This window comes from Pseudomonas cimarronensis, from assembly GCF_049331905.1.
GTDB lineage: Bacteria > Pseudomonadota > Gammaproteobacteria > Pseudomonadales > Pseudomonadaceae > Aquipseudomonas.
Map to the genome: position 1 here is coordinate 3,672,816 of NZ_CP186283.1, position 12,584 is coordinate 3,685,399.

Consider the following 12,584-nt stretch of genomic DNA (forward strand, 5'->3'; position numbering starts at 1 on the left):
TGCTGCAATTGATGTGGTTTCGTACCGACCTACGCGTGCAGGACAACAGCGCCCTGGCCGCCGCCATGCGCAGTGGCCCGACCGTGGCGCTGTTCCTGCTCAGCCCCGGCCAGTGGTTGGCCCATGATGATGCGCCGAGCAAGGTCGACTTCTGGCTGCGCAACCTCAAAGAACTGGCCACTGAACTGGGCAAACTCAATGTGCCGTTGCTGGTGCGTGAAGCCGACGACTGGAACGCCGCGCCACAGGTGATCGCTGAGCTGTGTCAGCAACTGCAGATCGGCAGCGTGCAGGTCAATGAAGAGTACGGCGTGCATGAAAGCCGCCGCGATCAGGGCGTGGCGCAAACCCTTGATGCTCTGGGAGTGAATTTTCACAGCCACCTGGATCAACTGTTCTTCAAGCCCGGCAGTGTGCTGACCAAATCCGGCGGTTACTTTCAGGTCTACAGCCAGTTCCGCAAGGTCTGCTACCAACGCCTGCACAGCGCCCTGCCCGCGCTGATCGACACACCCAAGGCGCAGGCGCCACTGGCGATCCAGTGTGATGCCATACCTGAACAAGTTGCAGGCTTCGCCCTGCCCGCTGCCGAACTGCGTGAGCTGTGGCCGGCCGGTGAAGCCGAAGCGGCACGGCGCCTGAATGATTTCGCCGCGCAGCAGATCGACTTCTACCAGAGCGCCCGCGATTTCCCCGCACAGCCCGGCACCAGCCAGCTGTCCGCCTACCTGGCCGCCGGAGTAATTTCACCACGCCAATGCCTGCACGCGGCACTGGCAGTCAACCAGGGCGAGTTCGACAGCGGCAATACCGGTGTGGTGACCTGGATCAACGAGCTGCTCTGGCGTGAGTTCTACAAGCACATCCTGGTGGGTTACCCGCGCGTGTCGATGCACCGCGCCTTCCGCCCGGAAACCGAGGCCGTGGCCTGGCGTGATGCGCCGCTGGAACTGAAAGCCTGGCAACAAGGCCGTACCGGTTTCCCGATTGTCGATGCAGCGATGCGTCAACTGCTGGCCACCGGCTGGATGCACAATCGCCTGCGCATGATCGTGGCGATGTTTCTGACCAAGAACCTGCTGATCGACTGGCGCGAAGGCGAGCGTTTCTTTATGCGCCACCTGATCGACGGTGACCTGGCGGCGAACAACGGCGGCTGGCAGTGGAGTTCGTCTACCGGCACCGATTCGGCGCCGTATTTCCGCATTTTCAACCCGCTCAGCCAGTCACAGAAATTCGACCCGGACGGGCGTTTTATCCGCCAGTGGCTGCCCGAACTGGTCGGTCTGAATAAAACCAATATCCATAACCCGGCGGCCATGGGCGGCCTGTTCGGCATCGCCGACTACCCCTCGCCGATTGTCGACCTGAGCAAAAGCCGCACGCGCGCGCTCGCCGCATTCAAAAGCCTGCCGCACTTTGCCGGCGAGGAGGTGCTGTGAGCGACTTTCTGCGCCAGTTCGCCCAGGACTTTGCCGGGCTGAACAAGGACAACCTCGACCGCCTGGGCCAGCTGTATAGCGACGATGCGCTGTTCTGCGACCCACTGCACGAGGTACGTGGGCTGGCCAATATGCAGCGCTACTTCGGTGAGATGTATGCCAACGTCAGCGAGCTGCGTTTCGACTTCTATGGCTTTGACCAGGTGCGCGACGGTGAAGGCTACTTGCGCTGGACCATGAGCTATCGCCACCCACGCCTGGCCGGCGGTCAGCTGATCCGCGTGGAAGGCTGCTCGCACCTGTTGTGGCACGACAAGGTCTATCGTCACCGTGACTATTTCGACGCCGGCAGCCTGCTCTACGAGCACCTGCCCTTACTCGGCGCAGCAATCCGCTGGCTGAAACGGAGGTTGGCATGAACGCGAACGCACGGCGCATCTGGCTTACCGGCGCCAGCAGTGGCATCGGCGCGGCCCTGGCCGAACAACTGCTCGAACAAGGCCATCGCCTGGCACTCAGTGCGCGCAGCCTCGAGCCTTTACAAGCCCTGGCCAAGCGCTACCCTCAGCAGGTGTTGGTGGTGGCCGGCGACCTCAGCGATGCCGCGCAAGTGCGCGCCATCGGTGAGCATATTGCCCAGGTCTGGGGCGCGCTGGACTGCGCCATCCTCAATGCCGGCACCTGCGAATACGTTGAAGTCCGCAGCTTCGAAGCCGCCATGGTCGAGCGGGTGATGCGCGCCAACCTGCTCTCGGCCAGCTACTGCATCGAAGCCGCGCTGCCCCTGCTGCGCCAGGGCAATCGCCCGCATCTGGTCGGCGTCGGCAGCTCGGTGACCTTTATGCCGCTGCCGCGCGCCGAAGCCTACGGCGCCTCCAAGGCCGCCATGCGCTACCTGCTGGAAGCCCTGCGCATCGACCTGCACGCGGAAAACATTGCCGTCACCCTGGTCAGTCCCGGCTTTGTCGACACCCCACTGACGCAGAAAAACGACTTCCCCATGCCCATGCGCTGGCCGGTGGACAAAGCCGCCGCCTACATCGCTCAGCGTCTGGATCAGCAGCCCTTTGAAATCGCCTTTCCTGGCCCATTTATTGCCATTCTCAAACTACTCGGGCGCCTGCCCAAAGGCTTGCAGGTTGCCCTCGGCGCCCGCATGGCCCGCACCGAAGCCAAGACCTAAGGACAGCCCATGAAAATTGCCATTATCGGCAGCGGCATTGCCGGCCTCACCAGCGCTTACCTGCTCAACCGCCGTCACGACATCACGGTGTTTGAGGCCAGCGACTGGATCGGCGGTCACACCCACACCGTTGATGTTGAGGTGAAGGGGCAGCGGTACGCGGTGGACACCGGCTTTATCGTGTTCAACGACTGGACCTACCCGAACTTTATCCGCCTGCTCAGCCAGCTGGGAGTTGGGTTCAAGGACACCGAGATGAGCTTCTCGGTCAGCGATCCGCTCAGCGGCGTGGAATACAACGGGCACAACCTCAACACCCTGTTTGCCCAGCGCCGCAACCTGGTGTCGCCCAAATTCATCGGCATGGTGCGCGACATTCTGCGTTTCAACCGCGAGGCCCTGCAGGACCTCAACAACCAGCGCATCGACGCCGACATGACCCTGGGCGATTACCTCAAGGCCAATGGTTACAGCGAGCGGTTTATCCAGCACTACATCGTGCCCATGGGCGCGGCGATCTGGTCGATGTCACTGAATGACATGCTCGGCTTCCCACTGCAGTTCTTTGTGCGCTTCTTCAAGAACCACGGCCTGCTGTCAGTCAGTGATCGTCCGCAGTGGTGCGTGATCGAAGGCGGCTCCAGCAGCTATGTGGCGCCGTTGACTGAATCGTTCAAGCAACACATCCGCCTGAACTGTGCCGTGACCCGGGTTGAACGCGATGCCGACGGCGTGACCGTGCACAGCGCGGCCGGTAGCGAGCGCTTCGACAAGGTGGTGTTTGCCTGCCACAGCGACCAGGCCCTGGCACTGCTGGCCGCTCCCACGCCAACCGAGCAGGCCATCCTCGGCGCACTGCCCTATGCCGACAACGATGTGGTGCTGCACACCGACACCCGTCTGCTGCCAAAACGTCCACTGGCCTGGGCCAGCTGGAACTACCGCCTCGGCGGCCCGGTGGATCAGCCGGCAGCGGTGACCTATGACATGAATATCCTGCAGGGCATCCAGAGCGATACGACTTTCTGCGTCAGCCTGAACCAGACCGCCGCCATCGACCCAAGCAAAATCCTCGCGCGCTACACCTACGCCCACCCGCAATACAGCCTGGCCGGCATGGCTGCGCAGGCGCGCTGGGAAGAATTGCTGGGGGCCAACCACAGCTACTTCTGCGGCGCCTACTGGGCCAATGGCTTCCATGAAGATGGCGTGGTCAGCGCGTTGCGCGTGGCCCGTGAATTCGGTGAGGCGCTGTAGTGAACAGCCCAACGGCACTGAACAGCGCCCTCTACAGCGGCTGGGTGCAGCACCGGCGTTTTGCCCCACGGCTGCACAACTTCCGCTATCGCATGGGCCTGCTCTATCTCGACCTGAGCGAGCAGGACGCCGTGCTCGCGCTGTCGCCCCTGGCTGGGCGTGGCCGCTTTGCGCCTTTTGCCTTTCGTGAAAGCGATTACCTGCCGCAGTTCACCGGGGCCGGTATCACGCTGATCGATGCCGTACGCCAGCGCGTGACGGAAGCGCTGGGCCGCACGCCACTGGGCCGCATCTGCCTGCTGACCCAGCCGCGCAGCTGGGGGCTGAGCTTCAACCCGGCGAGCTTCTTTTACTGCCATGAGGCCGATGGCCGTCTGGCGGCGATTCTCTGCGAGGTGAGCAATACACCCTGGCGTGAACGCTATCACTACGTATTACCCGCCGAGGGTGAGGGACACCTGCACGTCGCGGTGGCCAAGGCGTTTCACGTCTCCCCCTTTCTGCCGCGCGAGCTGGAATACCGCATGAGTTTCAGCCCGGCCGGCGAGCGCCTGGGTATTCATATGGCCGACTGGCAGGGCGAGGACAAACTCTTCGATGCCAGCCTCAGCCTGCAACGCACCGAACTCAACCGCGCCAGCCTGCATCGCTATTTGCTGCAGTTTCCCTGGATGACCGGCAAGACCGTGGCCGCCATTTACTGGCAGGCCCTGCGCCTGCTGCTCAAACGTATTCCCCTGTTCACCCATCGGGCCGCTGAAGGTGATTTCCGCGTCGCCCGCCCCGCATCAAAGGAAGTCCTCCATGAAAAGCTCTAGCCTGACCTCCGCCAAACATGTGGTGCGTGCCGGCAGCGGCATTGGTGCCAGCCTGCTGCGTCGTGCGGTACTGCGCCAGCTGAAACAACTGCGCCACGGCCAACTGGTGATCATTGAAGGTGACGAACGCATGGAGTTCGGCGATGCCCACTCCAGCCTCAGCGCCGAAATCCGGGTGCAGGATGGTGCCGTCTGGGGGCTGGTAGCCGGCAACGGCTCAATCGGCTCGGGCGAAGCCTATATCCACGGTTACTGGAGCACCCCGGATCTGACGGCGGTTATTCGCGTGTTCGTCAGCAACCTCGACGTACTCGACGCCATGGAAAGCGGCCTGGCCCAGCTGGGCCGTCCGCTGATTCAGGGCCTGCACTGGCTCAACCGCAACACCCGCAAAGGCTCGCGCAAGAACATCTCTGCCCACTATGACCTGGGCAACGAGCTGTTCGAGCAGTTCCTCGACCCGACCATGATGTACTCGGCGGCGATGTTCCGCAGTGCCGATGACAGCCTGGAACAGGCGCAGCTGAACAAGCTCGAACGCATCTGCCAGAAGCTTGCCCTCAAGCCCAGCGACCACCTGCTGGAGATCGGTACCGGCTGGGGCAGCATGGCGATTTACGCCGCCACCCACTACGGCTGCAAGGTCACCACCACTACCCTGTCGCGCGAGCAGTTCGCCTACACCGAACGACGCATTCAGGAGCAAGGCCTGCAAGGGCAAATCACCCTGCTGCTGGAGGACTACCGCGACCTGGCCGGCCAGTACGACAAGCTGGTGTCGATCGAGATGATCGAAGCAGTGGGTCATCGTTTCCTGCCCACCTACTTCCAGCAATGCGCCAACCTGCTCAAGCCCGACGGCCTGATGCTGCTGCAAGCCATCACCATCCGTGACCAGCGCTACGAGCAGGCGAAAAACGCCGTGGACTTTATCCAGCGTTACATATTCCCCGGCGGCGCACTGCCCTCGGTGAACAAGATGCTGGAAATCATCAGCGCCAAGACCGATATGAACCTGCACCACATGGAAGACTTCGGCCTGCACTACGCCCGCACCCTGCGCATCTGGCACGACAACCTGCGTCTGGCGCGGCACAAGCTGGAACAGCAAGGCTACGACGATTACTTCTTCCGCCTGTGGGAGTTCTACCTGTGCTATTGCGAGGGCGGCTTTATCGAGCGCACCATCGGCACCGCGCAATTGCTGCTGGCCAAACCGGCCGCTCGTCCGGCACCACTTCTAGGAAATCTCGATGGCTAAGCTGCTCGTCAACACCCTGCTATTTCAGCTCGGCTGGTTCGCCTGCGTGTTCGGTGGCGACAGCCTGTGGCTGCTGATTGTCGCAGCGGTGCTGGCTGTGCATCTGCTGTGGACCAGCAGCTGGGCAGCGGAAGGCAAGCTGCTGATCAGCGTGTTTCTTGCCGGCAGTGCACTGGACAGTTTTCTGCTCAACCTCGGCGTGTTCGACTTCGGCGAACCGCGCACGCTGATCCCGCTGTGGCTGGCCAGCCTGTGGCTGCTGATGGCCACCACGCTCAATCACTGCCTGGCGTGGACAGCGCAACCCTGGTGGCGCGGCAGCCTGCTCGGCGCGATTGGCGCACCACTGTCCTATTACGGCGGCGCGCAGATCGCCAGCGTCGGCCTGCCCTACGGCACCTGGCAAAGCCTGCTGCTGATCGGCGCGATCTGGGCGCTGGTGATGCCCTTATTGCACGGTTTCGCCAAGCTCTATCGCAGCCAGTACGAACAGCGCCTGCGCGCACGCAAAACAGCGTAGGGCGTACATGCCGAGGGGCCACCAGCGGTGGACAAGGCTCCGTCCTACAGCGCTGTTGTAGCCCGGATGAAATCCGGGAACGCGATGCGATGGCCACAACCGATGCCCCAAATTGCATCCGGGCTACGCGGGTTAGACGCCATCCACCCTACGTCGGCCGCAGACGCCGCAATAACACCGATGACGTACACTGCGCGGCATGAGCCAACGCATCCCCCACACCCAACTCGCCGACGAACCTGCCATCAGTTGCAGCAACTGCGCCGCCTGCTGCTGCCAACTGGAAGTCATGCTGATCACCGACACCGGCGTGCCGCCGCGCTATATCGACACCGATGACTGGGGCGGCGAAGTCATGCTGCGCCTGGACGACGGCTGGTGCGCCGCACTGGACCGCGACAGCATGCGCTGCACCATCTACGAAGTGCGCCCACTGATCTGCCGCGAATTCGAAACCGCCTCGCCGGAATGCCTGGATGAGCGCAAAGGTATGAACAGCATCTACCGCTAGGGGCTTGATTACGCGAGGGTCTAGAGAGCGCGTCATAAATGACTGGGCATAAAAAAACCGGACATCGATCCGGTTTTTTATATCGCTGCGAGCTTAGAAACTCAGACGGTAATGCAGGGTGTAGCTCTCGACGCCATCATTAGGCTGTTTAAGCCCGGCGTTGGAGTAATGCATGGCACGTACACCGACTTCCTGGCCGGCGAAGCGCACACCGAAACCGAGGCGGTCTTCGAACTGAAAGGAAGAACCCAGGTCGTTATCTTCTATCTCGGTGCTGCTGAACGCGGCAATGCCGATACCGGCTTCGATGTAGGGTTTGAAACGCTCACCGGCAAACTCGTAAACAAACACCGGGCTCAGGGACAGGCTGTGGTTGCTGGCGGTTTTGTCACCGTCCCAGTAGGTGTAGGCAGCATCCCAGTAGCCGGTCAGGCGACCGACATCACTGGCAAACCAGCTCTGCTTGAAGTCGAACTGCGTACCCAAACGGTAGGTCATGGTCGAATCCCCGGTTTGCCCGATGGCAACACTCAGATCCATCGCCTGTACGGCACTCACCTGCCCCCAAGCCAAGGCCGCCAGCGCAGCCAAGGTCACGACTTTTCTCATGGCAATTTCCTTGTTCAGCCAATACGGACGTGTGTCTAGACACCGCCTGAGAGTATAGAAATCTTTAGCCGTTGAGAAAGCCCATAGCGAACCGGCGCATCAGGGTAGGCGGCGTACCTGGCTGACTTCATCCCAGAGCAGCGGCAGCACCCGCTGCATAGCCTCCGGTTCGGCACTGGACCAGAACGCCGTGGGCTGTGCAGGCCCCGCGGCCAGCAACTCACGCGCCGCCAGCAGGCGCTGAACCTGGCGCGCCACCGCCGCCCCGGTGTCGATCAGGCTGATCGAGTCCGGCACCAGGCTGCGCAGCAACGGTTTTATAAAGGGGTAATGAGTGCAACCTAGAATCAGCGTGTCGCAGCCCTCGGCCAATAGCGGCGCGACAAAGCCCTCTAGCAACTCGCGGGTGGCGGCGCTCTCAAGTTCACCGGCCTCAATGCGCTCGACCAGCCCCGGACAGGGCTGAGTAATCACCCGCACATCACTGGCAAAGCGATCGAGCAAGGCGGCGAACTTGGCGCTTTTCAGCGTACCGGTGGTGGCCAGCACACCGACCACACCGGATTGCGTCGCGGCCGCCGCAGGCTTGACCGCTGGTTCCATACCCACCAAGGGCAGCTGCGGGTACAACTCACGCAATTCGGCAACACCCGCCACCGTGGCGGTGTTGCAGGCCAGCACCAGCGCCTTGGCGCCCTGGGCCAGCAGAAATTCGGCCAGCACCCGGCAGCGTTCGCGGATAAATTCCGGGCTCTTTTCGCCATAGGGCACATGGCCGCTGTCGGCGACATACAGCAGTGATTCATGGGGCAACAACGCGCGAATTTCGCGCAGCACCGACAAACCGCCGACGCCGGAATCGAACACACCAATCGGCGCGTTACTCACCCTGCGCACCGCACACACTGCAGCCCGGATCACGCTTGACCCGCAGCTCACGGAAACGGCTGCCAAGGGCATCGATCAGCAGCAGGCGGCCGACCAGTGGCTCACCGAACTGCGCCAGTAGTTTCAAGGCTTCCAGCGCCTGCAGGCTGCCGACCAGACCGACCAACGGGCCGACCACACCGGCTTCGCTGCAGGTCAACTCGGCCTCGCTGCCATGACCGTAGATGCAGTGGTAACACGGGCTGTCATCACGACGCGGGTCGAATACCGAAAGCTGGCCTTCCAGGCGGATCGCCGCACCACTGACCAGCGGCACCTTGGCCGCTACGCACGCGGCGTTGACCGCTTCGCGGGTGCTGAAGTTGTCCGAGCAATCCAGCACCAGCTCCACTGCCGCCACCGCTGCGGCCAGGGAGTCACTGTCCAGCCCCTGGCGGTGTGCTTGCAGGCGCAGCTGTGGATTGATCGCCAGCAGACGCTGGCTCGCCGAATCGACCTTGCTCTGACCGATGCTGGACGTATCGTGAGCGATCTGTCGTTGCAGATTGGTCAGGTCGACCGTATCGAAGTCCGCCAGGTGCAACTCGCCCACCCCGGCAGCAGCCAGGTACAGCGCCACCGGCGAGCCCAGACCACCGAGACCGATGATCAGCACGCGGCTGTTTTTCAGGCGCAGCTGGCCGGCGATATCGATCTGTTGCAGCAGGATCTGCCGGCTGTAGCGCAGCAGCTCCTCGTCACTCAGCATGTCGTGCGGACTCATGGCATCACTCATTATCGAAGCGTCCCAGACTGATGCGCTCATGGCCGCCAAGGTCACGCCGGCTTTCCACCGTACTAAAGCCGCGCGCGATCAGCAGCTCGCGCACTGCTGCGGCCTGATCGAAACCATGTTCCAGCAGCAGCCAGCCGCCCGCTTCAAGATAGTCCGGCGCCTGGGCAATGATCAGACGAATATCGTCCAGCCCATCCGCACCGGCCACCAGGGCGCTGCTTGGCTCGAAGCGCACATCGCCTTCTGTCAGGTGCCGATCAGCGGCGGCGATATAGGGCGGATTGCTGACGATCAGCTGATAACGCTGACCAGCCAAGGCGCTAAACCAGTGGCTTGCGACAAAATTGGCATTGGCCAGTTTGAGGCGCGCGCCGTTGCGCTCGGCCAGGGCCACCGCCTCCGCAACGCGATCCACACCGGTCAAACGCCAGGCCGGACGCTCGCTGGCCAAGGCCAGGGCAATCGCCCCCGTGCCAGTGCCCAGATCGAGCAGCGCAGCGGGCGTGGCCGGCAGCAGCGCGAGAACAGTCTCCACCAGCAGCTCGGTATCCGGCCGAGGAATCAGGGTGTGCGACGCCACCTCCAGCTCCAGACTCCAGAAGCCTTGCTGACCGAGGATATAGGCCACCGGCTCGCCAGCCTGACGCCGCATCAGCATCGCCTGATAACGCTCAAGCGGCTCGGCCTCAAGCTCACGCTCCGGCCAGGTATGCAGGTAGCTGCGCGACTTGCCCAGAACATGGGCGAGCAAAAGCTCTGCGTCCAGCCGTGGGGTAGGCGAATCAGGCAGTTCGGCGTTTTGCAGCAACGATTCGATAGTGGCCATAGGGCAGCGCTTTTGTAGGAGCCAGCTTGCTGGCGATCAACGAACGAAAAGCATCGCGAGCAAGCTCGCGCCTACAGGGGCATCCCCCGCAGGTAGGGCGCGCATCAATCGCCCAGCGCAGCCAGCTGATCGGCCTGATATTCCACCAGCAGCGGCTCGATAATCGCTTCAACACCGCCGGCAATCACTTCGCCCAGCGAATACAGGGTCAGGTTGATACGGTGATCGGTGACTCGGCCTTGCGGGAAGTTGTAGGTGCGGATGCGCTCGGAGCGGTCACCGGAGCCCACCAGCAGTTTGCGCGAGTCGGAAATTTCCTTGTGCGCAGCGGCTTCCTGCTGGTCCTTCAACTTGGCCGCGAGCCAGGCCATGGCCTTGGCGCGGTTCTTGTGCTGCGAGCGCTCTTCCTGACATTCCACCACGGTGCCGGTGGGGATGTGGGTGATGCGGATCGCCGAGTCGGTGGTGTTGACGTGCTGACCACCGGCGCCGGAGCTGCGGTAGGTGTCCACGCGCAGATCGGCCGGGTTGATGTCGATGGCCATCTGCTCATCCGGCTCGGGCAACACAGCAACCGTACAGGCCGAGGTGTGGATACGGCCCTGGGATTCGGTTTCCGGCACGCGCTGCACGCGGTGCGCACCCGACTCGAACTTGAGCTTGCCATAGACGTTGTCGCCCTCAACCCGGGCGATGACCTCTTTGTAGCCGCCATGTTCGCCTTCGCTGGCCGACAGCACTTCTACACGCCAGCCCTGCTTCTCGGCATAGCGCGAATACATGCGGAACAGGTCGCCAGAGAAGATCGCTGCTTCGTCACCACCGGTGCCGGCGCGCACTTCAAGGAACACGTTACGACCGTCGTTGGGGTCTTTCGGCAGCAGCATGCGCTGCAGCGTGGCTTCCAGTTCGATCAATTGCGCCTTGGCTTCGGCCACTTCTTCCTCGGCCATTTCACGCATGTCCGGGTCGCTGTCCTTGAGCAATGCCTGCGCGCCTTCCAGATCGGCCTGCACTTTACGGAACGCACTGAACGCCTGATACACCGGTTCAAGCTCGGCGTACTCCTTGGAATAGGCACGAAACTGCGTCTGGTTGCTGATCACTTCAGCATCCCCGAGCAGCGCAGTCAGCTCTTCGAAACGATCCTGCAACAGGTCGAGTTTATTGATCAGTGACGCTTTCATTGCAGACCTTTATTGATTGGCCGAAACGCTATGGGTCGAAGCAGACGGCGCGCCCTCGTCGAGGGCAAACAGTTCCTGCGCCACGCCCAGCGCGTCGACGCGGCCATCGGCAGAGAATTTTTTCAGCTGCACGCTGGGCGCATGCAGCAACTTGTTGGTCAGGCCACGGGCCAGTTGCGCCAGCACGTCCTCGGCGGAGCTGCCGTTGCTCAGCAGACGCAGGGCCTTGCTCAGTTCCTCGTCACGCAGGCGCTCGGCTTGCTGACGATAGGCCTTGAGCACATCCACCGCGGCCAGCTCGCGCAGGCGCAGCATAAAGTCCTGAGCGCCGACACTGACCAGTTCTTCAGCGGCCTGAGCCGCACCCTGACGGCTCTTGAGGTTTTCCGCGATGACTTCGTGCAGGTCATCGACGGTATAGAGGTAGACATCATCCAGCTCGCCAACTTCCGGCTCGATATCGCGCGGCACGGCGATGTCGACCATAAAAATCGGCTTGTGTTTGCGCTGTTTCAGCGCCCGCTCCACCGCGCCCTTGCCGAGAATCGGCAGCTGGCTGGCGGTGGAGCTGATGACGATATCGCTGTTGACCAGCTCATCGGGGATTTCCGAGAGCAGCACGGCGTGCGCACCAAACTGTTCGGCCAGGCTGCTGGCACGCTCCAGGGTACGGTTAGCTACAACGATGCGTTTGATGCCCTGATCATGCAGATGACGCGCCACCAGGCTGATGGTTTCACCAGCGCCGATCAGCAGGGCCTGGCTGCGGTGCAGGTCAGCGAAAATCTGCTTGGCCAGACTGACCGCGGCAAAAGCCACCGATACCGGGTTTTCACCAATCGCGGTATCGGTGCGTACGGTCTTGGCGGTGCTGAAGGTGGCCTGAAACAGCCGCCCGAGCAGCGGGCCAAGGGTGCCGGCCTCACGGGCCACGGCAAACGCCGACTTCATCTGACCGAGAATCTGCGGCTCGCCCAGCACCATGGAGTCCAGCCCCGAGGCCACGCGCATCATATGCCGCACGGCCTGGTCATCAGCATGGATATAGGCGCAGGCGCGCAACTCGTCGAGGCTCAGCTGGTGGTAATTGGCCAGCCAGGCCAGCACCTCATCGGCGCTCAGGTCATCCTGCTCGAGGTACAACTCGCTGCGATTGCAAGTCGACAGAATCGCCGCTTCACGGCTGCTGGTGCGCTGACACAGCTGCTGCAATGCCTCAACCAACTGCTCGGGAGTGAACGCCACGCGTTCGCGGACATCCACCGAGGCGGTCTTGTGGTTGATACCGAGGGCAATAAAGGCCATGC

The 12,584-nt window shown here is 62.4% G+C and carries 14 protein-coding genes; 8 read left to right on the forward strand and 6 right to left on the reverse strand.

What is annotated here, in order from left to right:
* Positions 1-2: 2 nt before the first annotated feature.
* From phrB to ACOCLD_RS17190, 8 genes are all read left to right on the forward strand, one after another.
* Entirely contained in the window at positions 3-1,442 is a 1,440-nt protein-coding gene (phrB, locus tag ACOCLD_RS17155; protein WP_422911833.1) for a deoxyribodipyrimidine photo-lyase, read from the forward strand.
* A complete protein-coding gene (locus ACOCLD_RS17160; RefSeq protein WP_422910036.1) occupies positions 1,439-1,861 on the forward strand; it encodes a nuclear transport factor 2 family protein in 423 nt (140 codons plus the stop codon). The genes phrB and ACOCLD_RS17160 overlap by 4 nt, the downstream gene beginning before the upstream one ends.
* Positions 1,858-2,625 (forward strand): SDR family NAD(P)-dependent oxidoreductase, encoded by a 768-nt coding sequence (locus tag ACOCLD_RS17165; RefSeq protein ID WP_422910037.1) that lies wholly within the window; start codon positions 1,858-1,860, stop codon positions 2,623-2,625. The genes ACOCLD_RS17160 and ACOCLD_RS17165 overlap by 4 nt, the downstream gene beginning before the upstream one ends.
* Positions 2,626-2,634: 9 nt before the next feature.
* Positions 2,635-3,882: an NAD(P)/FAD-dependent oxidoreductase gene (locus tag ACOCLD_RS17170; RefSeq protein ID WP_422910038.1), complete on the forward strand. Its 1,248-nt coding sequence runs from the start codon at positions 2,635-2,637 to the stop codon at positions 3,880-3,882.
* Positions 3,883-3,899: 17 nt separating this feature from the next.
* Positions 3,900-4,700, forward strand: a complete 801-nt coding sequence (locus ACOCLD_RS17175) for a DUF1365 domain-containing protein (RefSeq protein ID WP_422911834.1) — start codon at positions 3,900-3,902, stop codon at positions 4,698-4,700.
* Positions 4,687-5,961 (forward strand): class I SAM-dependent methyltransferase, encoded by a 1,275-nt coding sequence (locus ACOCLD_RS17180; RefSeq protein ID WP_422910039.1) that lies wholly within the window; start codon positions 4,687-4,689, stop codon positions 5,959-5,961. Before ACOCLD_RS17175 ends, ACOCLD_RS17180 begins: the two co-directional genes overlap by 14 nt.
* Positions 5,954-6,481 carry a DUF2878 domain-containing protein gene (locus ACOCLD_RS17185; RefSeq protein WP_422910040.1) on the forward strand — a complete coding sequence of 176 codons (528 nt, stop codon included), beginning with the start codon at positions 5,954-5,956 and terminating at the stop codon, positions 6,479-6,481. The genes ACOCLD_RS17180 and ACOCLD_RS17185 overlap by 8 nt, the downstream gene beginning before the upstream one ends.
* 199 nt (positions 6,482-6,680) lie before the next feature.
* A complete protein-coding gene (locus tag ACOCLD_RS17190) occupies positions 6,681-6,992 on the forward strand; it encodes a YkgJ family cysteine cluster protein (protein WP_422910041.1) in 312 nt (103 codons plus the stop codon).
* Between the two features lie 93 nt (positions 6,993-7,085).
* On the opposite strand, the gene ACOCLD_RS17195 is transcribed toward ACOCLD_RS17190, so the two are convergent.
* The 6 genes from ACOCLD_RS17195 to hemA all read right to left on the reverse strand — a co-directional run bounded on the left by ACOCLD_RS17195 (position 7,086) and on the right by hemA (position 12,582).
* Positions 7,086-7,601, reverse strand: coding sequence for an acyloxyacyl hydrolase (locus tag ACOCLD_RS17195; protein WP_422910042.1), 516 nt, complete (start codon positions 7,599-7,601; stop codon positions 7,086-7,088).
* Between the two features lie 99 nt (positions 7,602-7,700).
* Positions 7,701-8,489, reverse strand: coding sequence for a glutamate racemase (murI, locus tag ACOCLD_RS17200; RefSeq protein ID WP_422910043.1), 789 nt, complete (start codon positions 8,487-8,489; stop codon positions 7,701-7,703).
* Entirely contained in the window at positions 8,482-9,237 is a 756-nt protein-coding gene (locus ACOCLD_RS17205) for a molybdopterin-synthase adenylyltransferase MoeB (protein WP_422911835.1), read from the reverse strand. The genes murI and ACOCLD_RS17205 overlap by 8 nt, the downstream gene beginning before the upstream one ends.
* 19 nt (positions 9,238-9,256) lie before the next feature.
* Entirely contained in the window at positions 9,257-10,090 is an 834-nt protein-coding gene (gene prmC, locus ACOCLD_RS17210; protein ID WP_422910044.1) for a peptide chain release factor N(5)-glutamine methyltransferase, read from the reverse strand.
* A 104-nt stretch (positions 10,091-10,194) separates the two neighbouring features.
* Positions 10,195-11,277, reverse strand: coding sequence for a peptide chain release factor 1 (gene prfA, locus ACOCLD_RS17215; RefSeq protein ID WP_422910045.1), 1,083 nt, complete (start codon positions 11,275-11,277; stop codon positions 10,195-10,197).
* Between the two features lie 9 nt (positions 11,278-11,286).
* Complete coding sequence (hemA, locus tag ACOCLD_RS17220; protein ID WP_422910046.1) at positions 11,287-12,582, reverse strand: glutamyl-tRNA reductase; 1,296 nt, start codon at positions 12,580-12,582, stop codon at positions 11,287-11,289.
* Between the last annotated feature and the right edge of the window lie 2 nt (positions 12,583-12,584).